The sequence below is a fragment of the Bradyrhizobium erythrophlei genome (genome assembly GCF_900129425.1).
GTDB lineage: Bacteria > Pseudomonadota > Alphaproteobacteria > Rhizobiales > Xanthobacteraceae > Bradyrhizobium > Bradyrhizobium erythrophlei_C.
Window position 1 is genome coordinate 1,755,894 of sequence record NZ_LT670817.1, and the last position, 17,929, is coordinate 1,773,822.

Annotated in this window: 14 protein-coding genes and 5 pseudogenes; 13 read left to right on the forward strand and 6 right to left on the reverse strand. The window is 56.4% G+C overall.

Annotated features, from left to right (window positions below; genetic code table 11):
* Nucleotides 1-838 precede the first annotated feature (838 nt).
* The 3 genes from B5527_RS08395 to urtA all read left to right on the forward strand — a co-directional run bounded on the left by B5527_RS08395 (nucleotide 839) and on the right by urtA (nucleotide 5,618).
* Nucleotides 839-2,083, forward strand: a complete 1,245-nt coding sequence (locus B5527_RS08395; RefSeq protein ID WP_172842506.1) for an ammonium transporter — start codon at nucleotides 839-841, stop codon at nucleotides 2,081-2,083.
* Nucleotides 2,084-2,385: 302 nt separating this feature from the next.
* A complete protein-coding gene (locus B5527_RS08400) occupies nucleotides 2,386-4,332 on the forward strand; it encodes a cache domain-containing protein (protein ID WP_172842507.1) in 1,947 nt (648 codons plus the stop codon).
* 11 nt (nucleotides 4,333-4,343) lie between these two features.
* Nucleotides 4,344-5,618, forward strand: a complete 1,275-nt coding sequence (urtA, locus tag B5527_RS08405; protein WP_154072845.1) for an urea ABC transporter substrate-binding protein — start codon at nucleotides 4,344-4,346, stop codon at nucleotides 5,616-5,618.
* 134 nt (nucleotides 5,619-5,752) lie between these two features.
* Here urtA and B5527_RS08410 read toward each other — a convergent pair whose 3' ends face one another.
* The 3 genes and pseudogenes from B5527_RS08410 to B5527_RS46215 form a co-directional block, all read right to left on the reverse strand.
* The gene (locus B5527_RS08410) at nucleotides 5,753-5,983 is read right to left on the reverse strand and encodes a hypothetical protein (protein WP_154072097.1); all 231 of its coding nucleotides are present in this window, start codon (nucleotides 5,981-5,983) and stop codon (nucleotides 5,753-5,755) included.
* A gap of 1 nt (nucleotide 5,984) precedes the next feature.
* Nucleotides 5,985-6,317: a glutathione binding-like protein gene (locus tag B5527_RS46210; protein ID WP_245332544.1), complete on the reverse strand. Its 333-nt coding sequence runs from the start codon at nucleotides 6,315-6,317 to the stop codon at nucleotides 5,985-5,987.
* Between the two features lie 99 nt (nucleotides 6,318-6,416).
* Nucleotides 6,417-6,494 (reverse strand): annotated as a pseudogene (locus tag B5527_RS46215) (hypothetical protein); the annotation flags it as partial.
* 972 nt (nucleotides 6,495-7,466) lie between these two features.
* On the opposite strand from B5527_RS46215, the pseudogene B5527_RS46220 reads away from it, so the two are divergent.
* Nucleotides 7,467-7,812, forward strand: a pseudogene (locus B5527_RS46220) (ATP-binding protein); the annotation flags it as partial.
* 105 nt (nucleotides 7,813-7,917) lie between these two features.
* Nucleotides 7,918-8,094, forward strand: coding sequence for a hypothetical protein (locus B5527_RS43600; RefSeq protein ID WP_154072098.1), 177 nt, complete (start codon nucleotides 7,918-7,920; stop codon nucleotides 8,092-8,094).
* A 158-nt stretch (nucleotides 8,095-8,252) separates the two neighbouring features.
* Here the strand turns inward: B5527_RS43600 and B5527_RS08425 are convergent, their stop codons facing one another.
* Entirely contained in the window at nucleotides 8,253-9,302 is a 1,050-nt protein-coding gene (locus B5527_RS08425; protein WP_079600881.1) for a LysR family transcriptional regulator, read from the reverse strand.
* Between the two features lie 327 nt (nucleotides 9,303-9,629).
* On the opposite strand from B5527_RS08425, the gene B5527_RS08430 reads away from it, so the two are divergent.
* The 5 genes and pseudogenes from B5527_RS08430 to B5527_RS47335 all read left to right on the forward strand — a co-directional run bounded on the left by B5527_RS08430 (nucleotide 9,630) and on the right by B5527_RS47335 (nucleotide 13,677).
* Nucleotides 9,630-10,292: a polysaccharide deacetylase family protein gene (locus tag B5527_RS08430; protein ID WP_074280438.1), complete on the forward strand. Its 663-nt coding sequence runs from the start codon at nucleotides 9,630-9,632 to the stop codon at nucleotides 10,290-10,292.
* Nucleotides 10,293-10,417: 125 nt separating this feature from the next.
* Nucleotides 10,418-11,234, forward strand: a pseudogene (locus B5527_RS08435) (fumarylacetoacetate hydrolase family protein).
* A gap of 90 nt (nucleotides 11,235-11,324) precedes the next feature.
* Complete coding sequence (locus tag B5527_RS08440; protein ID WP_338065097.1) at nucleotides 11,325-13,013, forward strand: MFS transporter; 1,689 nt, start codon at nucleotides 11,325-11,327, stop codon at nucleotides 13,011-13,013.
* Between the two features lie 63 nt (nucleotides 13,014-13,076).
* On the forward strand, nucleotides 13,077-13,382 hold the full coding sequence (locus tag B5527_RS08445) for a DUF1330 domain-containing protein (protein WP_079600882.1): 306 nt from the start codon (nucleotides 13,077-13,079) through the stop codon (nucleotides 13,380-13,382).
* Between the two features lie 214 nt (nucleotides 13,383-13,596).
* Nucleotides 13,597-13,677 carry a hypothetical protein gene (locus B5527_RS47335; protein WP_338065126.1) on the forward strand — a complete coding sequence of 27 codons (81 nt, stop codon included), beginning with the start codon at nucleotides 13,597-13,599 and terminating at the stop codon, nucleotides 13,675-13,677.
* Between the two features lie 41 nt (nucleotides 13,678-13,718).
* Here B5527_RS47335 and B5527_RS08455 read toward each other — a convergent pair whose 3' ends face one another.
* Entirely contained in the window at nucleotides 13,719-14,456 is a 738-nt protein-coding gene (locus B5527_RS08455; RefSeq protein WP_245332545.1) for an SDR family oxidoreductase, read from the reverse strand.
* A 267-nt stretch (nucleotides 14,457-14,723) separates the two neighbouring features.
* On the opposite strand from B5527_RS08455, the pseudogene B5527_RS43605 reads away from it, so the two are divergent.
* Together B5527_RS43605 and B5527_RS08465 are read left to right on the forward strand one after the other, a co-directional pair.
* Nucleotides 14,724-15,196 (forward strand): annotated as a pseudogene (locus tag B5527_RS43605) (L,D-transpeptidase); the annotation flags it as partial.
* A gap of 223 nt (nucleotides 15,197-15,419) precedes the next feature.
* Nucleotides 15,420-15,995, forward strand: coding sequence for a TetR/AcrR family transcriptional regulator (locus B5527_RS08465; protein ID WP_338065098.1), 576 nt, complete (start codon nucleotides 15,420-15,422; stop codon nucleotides 15,993-15,995).
* 139 nt (nucleotides 15,996-16,134) lie between these two features.
* On the opposite strand, the pseudogene B5527_RS08470 reads toward B5527_RS08465, so the two are convergent.
* Nucleotides 16,135-16,401 (reverse strand): annotated as a pseudogene (locus B5527_RS08470) (hypothetical protein); the annotation flags it as partial.
* Between the two features lie 282 nt (nucleotides 16,402-16,683).
* Here B5527_RS08470 and B5527_RS08475 point away from each other — a divergent pair.
* Nucleotides 16,684-17,367 carry an integrase core domain-containing protein gene (locus B5527_RS08475; RefSeq protein ID WP_079600884.1) on the forward strand — a complete coding sequence of 228 codons (684 nt, stop codon included), beginning with the start codon at nucleotides 16,684-16,686 and terminating at the stop codon, nucleotides 17,365-17,367.
* Nucleotides 17,368-17,929 lie beyond the last annotated feature (562 nt).

A 17,929-nucleotide genomic window follows, 5' to 3' on the forward strand; every position in this document is an offset into this window, starting at 1 on the left:
ATGGACCCGCCGCCTCGGAGCCTTGCCCGCAGAAGCGTATGACTGCTTCATGGTCGGGATCCCATACGGGTTCGACCGAATACAAGTGTGGTTCGCGCGATTGATCGCGGCCAATGGCAGGCTCCCCTCGGATCATCGCGCGGCCAACCACCCGATCGCCGGCAGCCTGCCGCCGTGCTCGCGTCCGTCAAGGACAAGCCTTCGGCGGCGCTGAAGAAGCGCCGTCCTTGACCGCCGCTGCGCGCGACGGCGATGGAAATATGCGGTCGGGACGGAAGAATGCTCGCGGCGCGAGTCGAACAAAAGAATGGAATGCAAAGGACGGCCAGATTGGCGTGACGCCCCCTTGACAAAGAAAGCCCCATACAAGCCGTATCGCTGCTCGCGATGTGTTGATGGATCAGGCCAGTTTTCCCTCGCGCTGACGCCGCTGCCTGTCAACGTGGTTCAATCAGGTTGCTGTCGGCACGTCCTGCTAACCAAGTCCAGCCGCGCCCTGCTTGCGGCGTGCCTGCTTGCGCAGCCCTGCCGTTTCCACCGGTTGGACATGGAGACAGTCCCGCTGCGCGACCTGCATCGGTGCCGGCAGCATACGGGGAGCTGCTGCCGGATGGCTGCTATGACAATCGGGACAAGACTGCGTCGAGCGAAGCAAGATGGCAAAAGCGGTGGCGTTAAGATGCGCCTACGATCAAGCACGAGATTGCCATTTGCGTCGCCGCTTATGTTCCGACGATGTGGAATGATGGGACCGGGACCGGCAGTCGGTGCGCGATTTGGAAAGAGAGTAGTGGCGTCACCGGCGGATCGACGGGGCGATACGATAGAGGTGAAGATCATGCTTGCCGACTCGTCCAAACTCAATATCGGAAACACGGCGTTCATGCTTGTATGTTCCGCATTAGTGATGCTGATGACACCCGGCCTTGCATTTTTTTACGGAGGTCTAGTTACAAAGAAGAACGTATTGACTGTTATGATCCAAAATTTCGCGTCATTGTGTTGGACCACAATACTCTGGTTCTGCATTGGTTATTCGATGTGCTTCGGACCGACATGGCACGGCATGATCGGTGATCCAACATATTTTGCCTTTTTGAAAGGCGTTAGCTTGAATACAATTTACACCGGAAATAATTCTGGCATTCCTCTCGGGTTGCACTTTGTGTATCAAATGATGTTCGCAATTATTGCGCCTGCTCTAATTACTGGTGCGTTTGCTAATCGGGTAAATTTCAGTGCGTACTTGCTCTTTCTCACCGCCTGGCTAATTTTTGTGTATTTCCCGTTCGTTCACATGGTCTGGAGCCCGAATGGTTTGTTTTCAAGAATGGGCGTGTTGGATTTTGCTGGCGGGATTGTTGTACACACCACAGCTGGGTTTGCAGCTTTAGCCTCAGTGATATTCGTAGGGCGCAGATGCGATAGCACTGATGTACCCCACAATGTTCCATTAATGGCACTAGGTGCGGGGTTGTTGTGGTTTGGCTGGTTTGGCTTCAATGCTGGATCAGAAGTCGGCGTAGATTGGGTGACCGTTTCATCCTTTGTCAACACGCAATTGGGAGCCGCTTTCGCTGGAGTCGCTTGGCTTGTTTTGGAATGGGCCAACGTTCGGCGGCCCAATTTTGTCGGCCTCATGACTGGTGCGGTTGCAGGTCTTGCGGCCATTACCCCAGCTGCCGGTTATGTGTCCTTCGGTATCGCGTCGGTAATCGGCTTTTCGGCGGGACTGGTCTGCTATTACGCCGTTGCGATTAAAAAGGTCTTTGGGTGGGATGACGCTCTAGACGTGTGGGGAGTGCATGGTGTCGGCGGGGTTCTCGGCGCCATCCTGCTCGGAGTATTCGCTGCGAAAAGCTGGAATCTACACGGTGCGGCAGGTTTATTGTCCGGTGGCACCCGGTTCTTTCTTTGGCAGTGCATTGCCGTCGTTGCATCGGCGGCCTGGGCGTTTGTCTTCAGCTATGCGGCGCTATGGCTGATTAACTGCGTCACTTCGGTTCGCGTGGATGAGGAAACAGAGAAGCTGGGGCTAGACGCTGGTCTCCTTGGAGAAGCGGCCTATTCGGAGGACCGATGACCGTCTGTTCGGCATTGTAGCCCTAGATGCGCGAGAAATAGACCGGCAGTCTCCATCCTGCGCCGCCCGATTCAGATGAACTGGACGCGCATTCCGCAAGTCGACGGTGCTTGCGCTACATTGCTGTCGTTATTTCGTTAATGCGAATATCGGTCACGCAAGCATTGCTGAGCACGTCCCGCAGACTTATCGCCATAGTGGACGGCTGGATGGAATCTGAACAAATGAGCCTTTTGCCTTAGCACGGCCGGCCGTAGCCGAACCGGCCGGGCGAACGAGCCAATAGAGATAGAGCGGCTATGGTGAGCAAGGAGATTAAACTCAATGCAATAATACGGCCAAATGACCGGTTAACCTTGACATTTCGAACCTCAATTACCCTCGCGGTGATGGCGTTTATCATCGCTCTAGCCGTGCTGCTGATCGCCATTCAGGTCCGCGCTCTTCATTGGGCAACGAAGGAAGCTGCGTCTGCCTATATGGACGCGACAAGCACGAAAGCATCGGGACGTCTGCAGACGGAGATGACCGCCATAGCGTCGTTAGTGCGTGTGCTCGCGACCAGTTCCAGCGTAGCCGAATCAAATGAAGGTACCGAGATCGATCCGGCGATCGCGCTCTTCAAAACCGCACTACAGGAACTGCCCCAAATAGACAGTATCTATGCCGGCTTTGAAAATGGCGCTTCGTTGCAGGTGCGGCGCACCAGTGACCTCAACGAGGAGCAGCGCGAAAGATTACGCGCGACACCTAACGCTGATATTGCCATTAATTTGGTCCGCCCCGGCCCCGGTGGCGAACTGCCCATGCGGCGCATTTTTGAAGATCGGCAGGGCAACGATGTCGGACAACTGGATCTATGGAAATACGGATACGACGCCCGCAAGCGGCCTTGGTATAGCGAGACGATGAAAGCCCACCGGTCGGTTGTCTCCTTGCCCTATCTTTCGTCTAGCATCGGCGCACCGGTGATTACGATCGGCGCACCCCTGCGAGGCAAGGTACCTGGCGTCCTTGCCGCCGATCTCAAGCTCGACACTTTCAGCGACTTCGTCCAAACGCAACGGCCTGGAGAGCACGGTATCGTCTTGATCTTCGACTCGACAGGCTCGCTCATCGCCCATCCCGATTTTGCACAATTCGTTACCAGCGCGATGACACATCCATCCAAGCCGCAATTGCCCAATATCAAGGAGATCGACTCGGGGGTCGCAGCGGCCGTATTGCAGGGGGCGCATGGCCGGGAATATTACGACGGAAGCATCAGTGACGAGCAAGGCAATGGCTACCTGTTCAGGTTAGCGAAGTTCCCTCTAGGTGAGCACAGCGCCAAAATATTGTTGCTTGGGGCCCAAAGAGACTTTGTTCAAGATGTTCGGAGGCTAGAGTTCACTGGATTAATCCTTGCAACCATTGCCGGTGCTGCGTTTGTTCCGGCCGTCTGGATGTTTGGCAATGGAATGTCTCGTTCCCTGAAAGACATTACGGCGCAGGCAGCCAGAATCGAGAAGATGGCTGCACCCGACCCTTTACCTGTCACATCACGCATTAAGGAAATTTGCGAACTCGGCAGCACGATGAATCTCGCTCAGCGCACCATACGATCGTTCGCGCGCTTCGTCCCTAAGGAGATTGTCCGAGGCGTCATGGAAAATTCCATATCTACTGAGCTCGGCGGAATCAGGAGGGAGGTTACCGTCGTTTTCACCGACGTTAGCGACTTTACGTCTATCGCGGAGTTTGCCGACCCAGACGTACTCATGCACCAAACCTCCCGGTATTTCTCCGTTCTTACAAAGGCTTTCCTCGCCGAGGGCGGCACCGTCGACAAGTTTATTGGCGACGCAGTGATGGTGTTCTGGAACGCACCAAATGCACAGCCCGACCACATCGAGCGGGCCTGCCGCGCAGTTCTCGCGAGCAGAATGGCGTGCGAAAAGCTGAACGCTCAGTTCGAAGCTGAGGGTGTGAAGCCATTCTTCACGCGGTTTGGCATTCATGTCGGGGAGGCCGTTGTCGGCAACCTCGGCTCAACCGAGCGCATGAACTACACGGCTCTCGGCAATACGGTGAACCTCGCAGCGCGTCTCGAAGGTCTGAACAAGCAGTTTGGAACCGCTATCCTAGTGAGCGAAGGCGTCTACCTGCGGGTTCAGCATTGCTTTCTATTCAGACTCCTTGACTCAGTTGTTGCCAAGGGCATGACAAAGCGAACCCGCATTTTCGAACTGGTCGGGGCAGCGACATGAAATCAGCTTCAATGCTACGAGTTGTCATACCAAGATTGTTTGGTTTGTGGCTTGTGTTCGTGGTTTCAGCGGCTCACGCAGAGGAAAACACTATCAAAATCGGAATTCTACATTCTTTGTCGGGCACCATGGCAATCAGCGAGTCGGTACTTAAGGACACCGTTCTTATGCTGATAGCCGATCAAAACAAAAAGGGGGGGCTGCTGGGACGGAAGTTGGAACCGATAGTCGTTGATCCCGCGTCTGATAGCGACGTTTTTGCGAGAAAAGCCGAGGAATTACTTTCGAAGAGAAAGGTCGCCGTCGTATTCGGTTGCTGGACCTCCGCCTCCCGCAAGTCCGTTCTACCGATTTTCGAGCGGCTGAACGGCCTACTTTTCTACCCAGTGCAGTACGAAGGTGAAGAAACCTCGCGCAACATTTTCTACACGGGGGCCGCGCCAAATCAGCAGGCAATTCCGGCCGTTCGATATCTTATGAGCAAGGAAGGAGGCGAAGTTCGCAGATGGGTTTTGCTCGGCACTGACTACGTCTATCCACGCACGATCAACCGAATCCTGAGCGCGTATCTTGCCGAACAGGGCGTATCACCAGACGACATTATGACTATTTACACGCCGTTCGGCAATTCCGAATGGCGAGGGATCATCGAGCGGATCAAAACGTTCGGTTCGGAGGGAAAAAAGACCGCGGTCATATCAACCGTTAACGGAGATGCAAACACGTACTTCTACAGGGAACTGGTAGCCCAAAAGGTAGACGCCAACGCAATCCCAGTCATGGCTTTCTCCATTGGCGAGCGTGAATTGCTCGCCTCGCACGTCTTTCCCATCGGGCACTTGGCTGCCTGGAACTATTTCCAGCGGATCAACTCCCCAGAAAACGAAGCGTTCATCAAAATGTGGGCGGACTTCAACGAGCAACGAGACAAAACCACAAATGACCCGATGGAAGCCACCTTCATTGGCTTCAGGATGTGGGCGCAAGCCGTTGTCCAAGCGGGAACCACCGATGTGGATGCGGTGCGGCAGGCCATGTACGGTCAGAGAACCGAGGCGCCGAGCGGCTTCGAGGTGGTGATGAACACTAATCATCACCTTTCCAAGCCAGTTATGATAGGCAAAATAAATTCTTCCGGGACCTTCGATGTCATTTGGCAGTCAATCAATCCGGTCCGAGCGGAGCCCTGGAGCAGGTACCTGCCCGACAGCGCCAAGCGTACGGCCGATTGGACCTTTCCTTGGGTCTGCGGGGGGTGCATCCAACCGACATTCAAAGACTGGTGAGGTCCGACTATTGGTGATCGTGCTGGATATGCTTTTCGATGCCGCCGATCTGGATCTGAAGCGCGTGCAATTCCGCAACGATGGTCTGCAGGCAAAGCGTGCGTCAGTTGGCAGCCGCTCATCACTGCTCTTCGTCACGGCTGTAACCAGTTGCTCACCTTCAAGGAGTCGCGCACCCATTCGCCCAACCGTTCGGCAACCTTCTGCCACTGGGGGTTCGCTTTCTTTCCGCCCCGCGCGCGGGGCGGTTCGTAGAATAACGGTTTACCGATGTGCCGACGCTCCTCGACGTATTTCTGGAACCCCTGCTCGATGAGGTGCTTGTGGATCGGCACGCGGCGCAGTCGGTTTGGCGCCGATGCCACATCAACTCAGCGGTAGCATCACTTCCATCCTGAAAGCTGGACGCTCAGTCAGGATTTCGTACCAGCGACGCAAGTTCGGTAAGTCAGGATGCTTTATGTCGAGCGCGTACCACCGATAGACAGACGCGCCCGCTGGAATGTCCGCCATCGACAGCGTGTCGCCGGAAACGAAGGCGCGGTCGGCGAGACGCGCGTCTAAGATCGACATCGCTGCCGCACAACGCTCTTCGACTTCTTTGAGCAGACTTCGATCGCGCTTCTCGGGCGGTGTCCTTATCGGTCCAATGAACAACGGACGCAGCGCCGGCCAGAGTGCAGTAGCTTGCCAATCCATCCAGCGCTCGGCATCGAACCGACATTTGACGTCGGTCGGAAACAGGTTCGTTTGGCCGTATTGATGGGCCAGGTAACGAACGATGACGTTTGACTCCCAAAGCTGATATCCACCATCGTCAAGCGTAGGCGGTTTGGGTTCATTGCGACATAGTCGGCGTCTTGGTTTCCTCCAAATTCACCGCCCACGGCGATGCGCCGGGGCGACAGTCCCAACTCCGTGCAGCACCAAAGTACCTTTTGTACATTTATCGAATTTGGGCGTCCCCATACGGTCAGCACACCTATGTCTCCTTCAGATCAGCAACTGCACCTGCATTGCTTCGCGCTGCAACACACATGATCACGCCCGACCAGCCAATCCTCGGCAATACGCAATAAGGTGACGCACGGCCTGATGCAGTCCGGCATACTCTGAGAAAGGCGCTTCGAAGCCTGAGATTCTTCGAAGCCTGAGATTGATGGGTCATCATCCATCTCCTGGCGAAAGGGCGGGGCGCTTTGAGCAGTCTTCAACCTGATCGGGGCAGTGGTTCGGCTTGCTATCGCGAACAAATCGATCGACGAGCGCTCGAATGAAAGGAGCGGCGAGGATGACAACGGAAAGCATGGAGATTCCACCCTTGGGACGGCGGTCGCTTTCCCCTCGCCATATACTTTGCAACGGTGGTTTGCCCAACATCGATCCCGAGCTTGAGAAGCTCGCCATGGATCCGTGGTGCGCCCCCATAATGGGTTGGCGAGACTCATCTCGCGAACGAGATGACGGATCTCCAGCGGGGTCTTCGGCCGGCCGCCGCGCGGTCTTGATTTCCAGCGCCAATACGCTCGGAAACCGGCACGATGCCAGCGGATCACGGTCTCCGGCCTGACGATCTTCAAAGCGTCCAGCACGCCGGGCGCCAACCGATACAACCCGGCAAATACCAGACGGTCGATTCTGGTGAAGGTTAGTCGGTGCGGCGATTTACGACGCAGCACGTTGAGTTGATGACGAAGCGTCAAGATCTCTACTTGCAGCGACGCTCGCGATCGGAACAATCCGATCAGCGCCAACCAAATCAGGCTGCAAACATCTCTCATCAACCAAGAGCATCACCCAATTCTTCTCCACTTACTAGCCGGATTGAGTTTCCGAAAGGGACAGGCGAGCCTGCCGGCGATTCAGGGAGATCGTGTCCAACTGCAACAAGTGATTCTCAATTTACTCATCAACGCCATCGAGGCGATGAGCGGAATGAGCGAGGGACAGCGGGAATTGCTGATCAGCACCGCAAAGAGCGACTCTGGGGTCGTTGTTTCGGTCCGAGATTCAGGTCCTGGGTTGGCACCCGAGAGCGTCGGACGGTTGTTCGAGTCCTTTTACACCACCAAACCAGGCGGCTTGGGGATGGGTTTGTCAATCTGCCGTTCGATCATTGGCGCATGGCGGACACTTGTGGGCGCGCGCCAATGAACCGTGCGGGATCGTATTTCAATTCGCGTTAACGGCGTAGCAAACACATACGGAGTCCGCGAACGAAACACGGCATTTTGGCGAAAACTATCGCAGGAACCATAAAGACGACCAAAAGACACGTCGCTATGCTCCAAGTTCTCAGATGAGGAGCACGAGATACGATGGTCAGAATCCATTTACGCGCAAACGCGCCGAGCGCCAGACCTTCCCCGAGCATTTTCCACGCGAGCGGGTGGTGATCGATCCGCCGACAGACGCAAGGCAGAGCGCATCCGACGTGAAATGGTCGGACCTCAACGGCTCCGCCACAGTGGCGTAGTCGCCGTCGGTCTTTGGATAGGTGATCAGCGCCTTGGCTTGCGGACGCAACCGCCGAGGGAGAAGCCCAGCAGGTCGACTTTGGTGAAGTCGAGTAGATTGATGAAGGTGACGGCATGAGGACGTCGTGCAGATCGCTCGCGATCCATGGAATCAAAATTACGCGGAGTGAGCAGAGATTCTTGCATGATTCGTGCGTTGATCCCGGTCCGAACTGCCATCTTTGAGGCCAAGCGTGATTTGTGCTTGACCAAATTTCTCAAGGGCAACGACGCCATACGGCAGATTGGCATGAACGATATCGTAGATGTCATAGCAACGTGGCGTCCAAGGATAACTGGTTCGCCAAACGAAGCCGAGTGTTCTGCCTACATTAGGCGAACCAAGTCGCATTCGGGATACACCTGTCCCCGTGATCATCAAGGTGGCCGTCAACGGTGCAATGACGACGCACTCGCTGCTGCATAGCAGCGCATTGAGTGTTGCTATGCTTGCAACGTTACGCGTTCTTTCGGATTTCCAGGCCAAATGATCTCGCAGTCCAACCCCCAGATTCGTCGTTCCGCCGTTCGCAAAAATCTCAACGGCGCTCCCTTCATCAAGCAAATAGCTGGCAATCCCGCTTTCGAGAAAACTTTTTCGAGAATAATCCTTAGCGTCGGACCCGTGAGAGGAGACAATATATGGCTCCCAGAATAGCGGGAGCCACCTAAGGCCCGGCTCCTCGGTCGGTGCTGGGCCGATGATCAAGTCGATTTCGTAATTCTTGAGCTGCGCGATGAGATCGACCGGACTGCCTTCCTGTACGTCGATCTTTAGACCGTCGAATTTTTCCCGGACCGCTCGGATCGCTGTCGTTAGAAGTGCTGGAGCCGCGCTGGGAACGACGCCCAGTCGAACCGAACCTGCAGGAAGCCCTCCCGAGCCACGCGCGACACTTTTGATGGCCTGCGCTTGCTCGATCAAACTCCGTGCGCATTGAACGATCTGTTGTCCAACCGGCGTGACATGGACGCCCGCCCCGGTGCGCTCAAACAACAGGACAGCAAGCTCGTCCTCCAGCTTTTTGATCTGCGCGCTCATTGTCGGTTGGGTAACGTGACAATGCTCAGCCGCCCGCCCAAAGCCTCCGTGGTCGATAACGGCCAATACGTAACGCAGCTGGGTAAGGGTCATGTTCTTTCCAATCCCGAAGACATAGTCAATCATCTATGTAATCCTATTACAAAATCAATTTTATCTCGACCACACCGCATGATAGCTGTTTCACTATTGAGAGAATTTCGGCAGTTAAACCGAAACAAAAGCTGGCTGCGCTGCTCGAGCTCGCCGGATGAAGACGGTTTTGAGGGGAATTATGCCTATGAGCGCTCCGCAAGCGGTTAAGCGACTTGGTCGGCGGCAGGACAATAGCAGGTCGCCCGCCGCGCACCGTCCGGATTACAACATAGGTAAAATCAATGACGTGGTAGTTGCATCGGCTGCAACCCCTTCGGGCCACCACCGGGCAAACGCATTCTGAAGCAAGAGGCAATAATGGGACGAATTACGCTTACGTTCGACAATGGACCCGAACCGGAAATGACCTCGCTCGTCCTCGACGTGCTGCGAAAGCAAGCCGTGCAAGCGACGTTCTTTGTCATAGGAAGGAATCTGGAGCGGCCGGGTGCCAGGGCGGTCGTGGAGCGCGCGCGCGCGGAAGGTCACTGGATTGGGAACCATTCGTTCACTCATCGAATCTCCTTGGGGAATGCGCCGACAGACAGCTTCTTCGATGACGAAGTGTCGCGCACCTTCGATGCCCTTGGCGACCTTGCCCATCCCGATCGATTGTTTCGTCCCTTCTGCAACGCCGGCTTGATCGACCATCAGCTGTTCAGGAAGGCCGATATTCGGAAGATGTCGGACGCCAAAATAACGTGCGTGTTGTTCAATTCCGTTCCCCGCGATTGGGAGCACGCCGATGCCTGGGTGAACCGGGCGTTGTCTGAGCTGACAACCAAGCCTTGGACGACGATCGTTCTGCATGACATTTACGGGTACCCCGACGGCGTCGACGTCCGCTCGATGTTGCAGTTGGACCGCTTTATGTCACTTGCAAAAGAGCAGGGGCATGAGTTCCTTCAGGAGTTTTCTCCCGACTGCGTTCCGATCAGGCGTGGAGACATCTGCTTCGACATTCAGTCCCTCGCCAACTGAACATGTAAGCCGCAAGCGGTGAAAGCAGGCGGAACAAGCGGCGCGGCTATCATCAGCTTCGTGGTGTCGATCGCTCCGACAAGCGCAACGCCAGAGTCCGCCTTGAATATTACAAGGAGACAAACGTGAAATTGGTGCGTTACGGAGAGAAGGGTTTCGAGCGGCCAGGTGTGATCGATAGTGTCGGCAATATCCGATCTCTTGCTTCGATTGTCGCCGATTGTGATCCGGCGAGGTTAGGCTCGCTTTCGGCAGCGTTGTCGAGCTGGTCAATAGACAATCTGCCGACCTGTCCTGCGGGCACACGTTTGGGCGCCCCCCTCTCGAAACCAGGAAAAATCATCTGCATCGGGCTGAACTATAAGGCCCACGCGGTGGGAAGCCGGGATGGCCATACCCACCGAGCCCGTGATCTTTCTCAAAGAGCCGAGCTCGCTTTCGGGACCCTACGATCCCGTTATCCTGCCGGCCAATTCCAGCCAATGCGATTGGGAGGTGGAGCTAGGCGTCGTCATTGGCCGCCCGACGAAGAAGATACCAGCGAGCGACGCGCTCGATCACATCCTAAGATACTGCGTCGTGAACGACGTGAGCGAGCGTTCCTTCCAGCTCGAACGCGGAGGTCAGTGGACAAAGGGCAAGAGCGCGGACACGTTTTGTCCCATTGGACCCTACATCGTGACGCGCGACGAGATTGCAGATCCGCAAGCGCTTCAATTGCGATGCGAGGTTTCCGGCAGGATCGGCCAGGACAGCAACACCTCGGACATGATTTTTAGCGTCGCCGAGGCGATCAGTTATCTCAGCTCATTCATGTCGCTGGAGCCGGGGGACCTCATCTGCACGGGCACGCCGCAAGGCGTCGGTCACGGTAGCAAGCCGCCGATCTACCTCAAGGACGGTGATGTCATGGTCCTTTCGATCGAGGGCCTCGGTGAATAGCGACAACTAGCGCTGGCGGAACGCGAGTGACAGGAAATACCCGCGCGCGTCGCGGTAACCTCAATAAAAAAGCCAGTGGGGGGATATGAGGTGAAGAACGATCAGATCGCATTGTTGGGCGAAGACGTCAGCGGTGCGGGCAAGGAATACCTCGCCACCAGCCCTGGCATGACGCCTGTCGAGAAGCGGGTCATAGCCGCTTCATCAATGGGCACGATCTTTGAGTTGTATGATTTCTTTCTCGTCGGCGCGTTATCCACCGAGCTTGCCAAGCATTTCTTTTCGGGCATCAATCCTAGTGCTGGCTTCATTCTGGCTCTGCTGGGATTCGCCGCCGGATTTGTCATGCGCCCGTTCGGGGGAATGGTTTTTGGACGGTTTGGCGACCTTGTCGGTCGCAAACGCACATTCCTTGCGACGATCCTGATCATGGGTGCCGCGACTTTCACCATCGGCCTGCTGCCCGGGTTTGCGTCCATTGGCTTGGCTTCGCCGATATTGTTCGTGATCATGCGCATGTTGCAAGGACTTGCTATTGGCGGCGAGTTTGGCGGCGCCTTCATCTATGTTGCGGAGCATGGCTCGAAGCGGGATCGCGGCTTCAGGGTTTCCTGGGTTGTGTCGACGGGTGCCGGCGGATTGCTGCTTTCCTTGCTGGTTGTCCTGCCGCTCCAGCATCTCCTGGGAGAAAGCACGTTTTCTGATTGGGGCTGGCGACTTCCCTTTCTCTTTTCAATCGTGATTCTTCTGATCTCTTTGTGGGTCCGACTCAAGCTCGACGAGTCTCCTGAATTCCTGCGGATCAAAGCCGAAGGCGGGATGTCGAAGGCGCCAATCGCAGAGACGCTCGGTCAATGGAAAAATCTGAAATTGATCCTGATCGCTGTGTTTGGCGTCATGATGGGTGCCGCCATTATCTTCTACAATGGTCAGCTCTATACGATGTTCTTTCTCACCAAAGCGCTGAAGGTTGACGCCAGCACGACGAATATCCTGATCATCAGCGCGACCGTTCTTACGGCGCCACTGTATCTCGCCTCTGGAAAATTGGCGGATCTGGTGGGACGCAAGAAGGTCCTGATTGCAGGTTGCCTGCTCGGTGCACTATTCACCATGCCTCTGTTCAAGGCGCTGACTCACTATGCCAATCCATCTCTGGAAAAGGCGGAGTTGGAAGCGCCGATTGTCGTCAGTGCGGACTGGGAAGAATGCGCCTTTCAGTTCGATCCGACTGGGACGGCCAAATTTACCAGCTCATGCGATACCGTAACCAGCAGTCTGGCAAAGGCCGGATTGAATTACCACAGCATGCCGCTTCCGCGCGGTCAGGTCGCACGTATTCAGATCGGCGAAGACGTCGTTGAAGGTTATCGCGCGTCAGATACCGATGCCGCGACGAAGGCCGCAAAGTTTAGCGCGTTGCTGGCCGCGACAGCGTCCAAGCATGGATATGGGACGGGGACTGCCAACAAGGATGAAATCAACATACCGATGGTACTGCTGATTTTGATGGCGCTGCTCTCGTTCGGTGCTTTGGTATTTACGGCGAGCGTGACAATGCTGGTCGAGATGTTTCCAACCAGAATTCGGTATACCGCGATCTCAATTCCCTATCATTTGGCGTCAGCGATTTTCGGAGGATTTCTGCCAGCAACTGCTTTCGCAATCATGGCTGCGACCGGGAACATCTATTCGGGTCTCTGGTATCCGGTCGCTGCGGCCGTGGTGTCCATGCTGGTGCTCGTCCTGTTTGCGAAAGAAACAAAAGACGCGACTTGAGAACGGAGCCGGACAGTTCCGGCATCCGCGTGACCACATTACGCTTCCCTAAGGAGTAAGCTCATGTCTGCCTATTTCGTTGTACGCGGTATCATTCATGACCGGGTCGCCTTTCAGGAGTACGCACGTCGGTCGCCGGGCGTGCTTGCGAGCTTCGGCGGTCGTCACATTGCGCGCGGCGGCAGGAATATTGTATTCGAGGGGTCGGATGACCGGCCCCACGTCGTCATCGCGGAATTCCCTGATTTCGAGTCGGCGGAGAGGTGTTATCGCTCCGAGGCCTATCAGGCGCTCATTCCTCTCAGGTCGAACTGCGCAACGCTCGAGTTCACCCTCATCGATGGGGTGCCCGCGTCACCTGTCGCCTAAAGCACCCGCCGTAGTGGCTCGTGCTGCTGTTGCCGAAGCGCGAACAAGACGATCACGTGCCGAGATTTCCAAAACGTTACAGTCATTTCGTCTATGGCGTCACTCAGTCCGGTCTGACCTGCGCATTGCTGGTGCGATCGCCTGTCTGCCGTTTTTTAGTGAAGGATCCTTTTTCAGCCATTGGATTGCGTCATGGCTGATTTCATGGGCAACGATGTTACCTGTCGTGCTCCTGGCCGCGCCGTTCATCCGCAAGCTAACGGACGCACTTTGTCGTCAAGAAAACACGACCTAGACGGCTTGCGAAAGCCGGTAGAGGGTGGGCGGCGTGCTTATCTACGCCGCCGCCTTGCCAATCGATGCACCGCCATCGGCAAACAGTGTTTGGCCGGTGACGAAGCCAGCGTCCTCCGAGAGTAGAAAAGCAATCAAAGCTGCGATCTCGTCCGGCTTGCCGAGGCGCTTCAATGGGATCATTGAGAGAAAGCGGCGCTCGCCTTCGCTTCCAGCAGGGGTATTCTCCCGGAACATTTCCGTCTCGGTGGGGCCTGGCGCGACTGAGTTGACGGTGATGCCGTATTGCGCAAGCTCCAGCGCCCAGGTACGTGTAAAGCTTGAAATCGCGCTCTTCGCGCCTGCATACGCCGTCCGATCAGCGACACCGAGAATCGTAAGACTCGATAGATTGATCACGCGGCCCCAGTTTTTCTCGCGCATTGCAGGCAGAGCCGCCTGAACCGCTTGCACGGCGGGCGTGAGATTTCGCCGGAACGACTCTTCGAGCTGATCGATGTCGATTTCGTCAATTCGGCCAAGGCGAATAAATCCGACATTGTTCACGACGCCGTCGAATGAAAACCGCGCAGTGAGATCTCGCAGTGTTTCATCCGTCGCACGGCGGTCAGACAGATCAACCGGGACGAGCGTTCCTGGAAAGGCGGGATCATCGGCGCGCCGCGCAACACCCACCACGTGATGTCCCGAAGCAGCCAGCCTTTCGGAAAGTGCGCGGCCGATGCCCTTGCTGGCTCCGGTGATCAGAAATGTTCGTTTAGTCATATCGCTCTCGCGCATTTGATGTCGCCCTATTCATTTGCTTAGTTGTAGATCATATGCTCCAAATCGAAGATATAGAGCATTCGCTACAATACGGCAAGTTCCTTCGAGCCCGGCGATAAATCCGACCCTGAACAAGGACCACGAGACCATGTTGAATAGACGCGCATTTGTATTCGGAGCACCACTTATCCTCGCCGGGTGTGTGAGGCAGGAGGGACCGACGTTCACCGGATTCGATTCCGAACGTGATGCACGCTATGCGTCGATGTATGGCGCAATCGCGAGGTGTCCTATCCCACTAGTGAGCGCCCCGGGACGATCGTGGTCGACCCGGGCAAACGCTACGTTTATCTGGTGATGACCGGCGGTCAGGCGATGCGCTACGGTGTTGGTGTCGGCAAACAGGAGGCCTTCAATTTTCTGGGTACGGCGATCATCGGGCGAAAGGCTGAATGGCCGCACTGGACTCCGACCCGGACATGATAAAGCGCGATCCGAAGCGGTACGGTCCGTATGCTAATGGGATGAACGGCGGCGCCGACAATCCACTGGGGCCACGCGCGCTCTACCTCTATCTGGATGGCCGGGATACCTATTACCGGTTGCACGGGACGGTCGAACCTTGGACGATCGGCACGATGGTTTCATCTGGTTGCGTGCGCTTGATAAACCAAGACATCATGGATCTCTAAAACCGTGTCCGGGTTGGCACCAAGGTGGTGGTGCTTCCGGCACGCGGCATCGATATGTCCTAGCTTTTTACAACGATCCCGCTTGCGTCTGTCGCAAGCGGAATCGTTGCTGGCCTTCGAGCTTTCACGCGCCATGATGCAATGCCGGCCTGCCGCAAGCCTTGCGTTTCTAGATTGATCGATCTACATGCGATCTCGGGCTTGCGGCATATTAAGCTCGGACGAACCGGGGCAGGATGGCGAGAAGGGCAGCATGGGACGTCCGCGAGAATTCGATGTAGAAAAGGTGCTGGCAGCGGCCGGAGATATCTTCTGGGCGCGCGGCTACGAAGCGACTTCGACCCGCGCCCTGACGGAATGCACCGGGTTGACCCCTGCCAGCCTCTACAATGCATTCGGCGACAAGCGTGGCTTCTATTTGCGTGCGCTGAGGTATTACCTCGATCAGACGCTGCGGGAACGTATCACGCGCCTGGAAAGCTCGCTATCACCCGGCCGCGCTATCGCTACGTTCTTTCGCGAAATTATCGCTCGCTCGCTGGCGGATCCGGAGCATCGCGGCTGCATGCTCATGAACACCGCTATCGAGGTGACACCCGAAGACCCCGAGATGCAGCGTTTCGTCGCTGATGAGACCGTAGTCATCGAACGCTTCTTTCATCGCTGCGCAGTCGCCGCTCAAAAGAACGGTGAGATACCGAGGAGCGAGCCGGCCGAGGATATCGCACGTATGTTGCTCGCGCTGCTGGTTGGGCTGCGCGTGCTCGCGCGGGTGCGTCCCGACACCAAACTGCTCAATGGTCTCGTGCGTCCTACCTTGGCGATGCTCGGTCTCTCATTGCCCCGTGGCAAGGGTTCCTGATTACCCGATTGGATTGCCTGACGGCGCCGAACGTCCGTAACGTCGCGACTTTCCTTGAAGAAGCGAATCGCGAAGGCGCTCGGCTCGATCGTCGAATTCATCGAAGCTGCTCGCCCGAAACGAAGCGCTCCGGGATACGCTAGATATGGATTCGCGGCCGAGCGGTCTGTTCAAAGGAAAGGGTGTCGCGTGCATGAGGCATGTCGAAGTCGAGAACCGGTCCGAGCGGGACGATGCGCGTCGGGTTGATCGATTCGTGGCTCAGGTAGTAGTGGCGCTTGATGTGACCGAAGTTGACGGTCTCGCGGACCCCGGGCCATTGGTAGAGCTCACGAGTATAGAACCATAGGTTGGCATAGTCCACGATCCGGCGGATGTTGCATTTGAAGTGAGGCGTATGAAGAGGCCGTACGGCCCTTGTTCGGGCTGAGAATGCCACGCTCCGACATCAACTGGTGGTTTTGCGGCGTAAGCTGAAGGGCCGCGCTCATCTCACGAACAACGACCGCTGGTTCTTCGTTCAGCTCTATCGCTGGTTTCCGTCGATCCTTCCGGTTCTCATGATCATTCGACCCGAAACGCTGGTACGTTGGCATAGGCCGGTTTTCGCTGCTACTGGCGTTGGAAGTCGCGCCCACAGGGAGGGCGACCGCAGATCGACACGGAGCTGCGCGCATTGATCCGGCGGATGAGCATCGAGAATCCGCTGTGGGGCGCGCCACGCATCCACGGGGAACTGCTCAAGCTCGGGTTTGAGGTCGCGCAGTCGAGCGTCGCCAAGTACATGGTCAAACGACGGAAGCCGCCCAGCCAGGGATGGCGGACCTTCTTGCATAACCACGCGCCAGACATTGCCGCGATGGACCTGTTCGTTGTCCCAACCATCGGTTTCGACCTGCTCTACGCCTACATCATAGTGCGGGTCGATCGCAGAGAGCTGGTCTGGATCAGCGTCACAGCACATCCGACGGCCGAATGGATTGCGCGCCAGATCACAGAAGCATTCCCGTGGAATGAAGCGCCGCGCTACCTCATCCGCGATCGCGACCGGATCTATGGCAGCGTCGTCACACGTCGACTGCGTGCCATGGGCATTCGGGACAAGCCGATTGCACCGGCCTCGCCCTGGCAGAATGGCTTTGCCGAACGGCTGATCGGATCGATCCGGCGTGAATGTGTGGACCACGTCATTGTCCTGGGCGAGGCGCATCTGCGCCGAATTCTGAAATCTTACTCCGCCTACTACAACAACATTACAACGCATCGGTCATTGGATAAAGATGCACCGGTTTCTCGTCCGGTTCAGCGAATCGGAAGCATCAAATCACACGCCACCCTTGGCGGACTTCACCACCACTACGCCCGAGCTTAAGTTTTCGGTACACACAGCGCAGATAGTGGGCCGACTCTCTACTTTGAGTCGAGTCGTTTTCGATACGCCAAGAAGCGTTTCACAGATTGTTTTCGGTTCTTTAGCTTAGTTAGGCCGTCGATAAGTCAATCGCTTGCCTTCGATGCCCTTCAACATGGTTTCGTCCTCGCCGCCGGGACCAACGATGGCGAGTGGCACTTCCCACATGTCGCACAGTCGCCCCTACAGTCCGGCATCGATGTCGGCTAATGGGGTCAAACTCGGAAGTGGTGAGCCATTCGCAGAGAGTCCGCTCCACCCCGATGAACGGAATCGTCAGTTTGACCGGGGCGCTCCGATGGCGCCACGACCCATGCTGCGACCTCGACGGCTTCCGGCCTCATCGATCGCGCGCGAGTTTGAAACGGCCCCAATGCCGCTGGCGCAATCGGCGTACCCGACCACCAAAGTCATGGGCAACTCCGCACAGAACTGCGCCACGCATCGTTCGAAACACCCCGCCCCGCCGCCTCGACGGGATCAAGTTCGGCAGAGCGCGGCACGAGATCACAAACACGCCGCC

Coding starts and splice junctions, on each gene's coding strand:
- B5527_RS08395 (WP_172842506.1), top strand. CDS start 839: ATGCTTGCCGACTCGTCCAAACTCAATATCGGAAACACGGCGTTCATG.
- urtA (WP_154072845.1), top strand. CDS start 4,344: ATGCTACGAGTTGTCATACCAAGATTGTTTGGTTTGTGGCTTGTGTTC.
- B5527_RS46210 (WP_245332544.1), bottom strand. CDS start 6,317: ATGGATTGGCAAGCTACTGCACTCTGGCCGGCGCTGCGTCCGTTGTTC.
- B5527_RS43600 (WP_154072098.1), top strand. CDS start 7,918: ATGAGGAGCACGAGATACGATGGTCAGAATCCATTTACGCGCAAACGC.
- B5527_RS08425 (WP_079600881.1), bottom strand. CDS start 9,302: ATGATTGACTATGTCTTCGGGATTGGAAAGAACATGACCCTTACCCAG.
- B5527_RS08430 (WP_074280438.1), top strand. CDS start 9,630: ATGGGACGAATTACGCTTACGTTCGACAATGGACCCGAACCGGAAATG.
- B5527_RS08445 (WP_079600882.1), top strand. CDS start 13,077: ATGTCTGCCTATTTCGTTGTACGCGGTATCATTCATGACCGGGTCGCC.
- B5527_RS47335 (WP_338065126.1), top strand. CDS start 13,597: ATGTTACCTGTCGTGCTCCTGGCCGCGCCGTTCATCCGCAAGCTAACG.
- B5527_RS08455 (WP_245332545.1), bottom strand. CDS start 14,456: ATGCGCGAGAGCGATATGACTAAACGAACATTTCTGATCACCGGAGCC.
- B5527_RS08475 (WP_079600884.1), top strand. CDS start 16,684: ATGAGCATCGAGAATCCGCTGTGGGGCGCGCCACGCATCCACGGGGAA.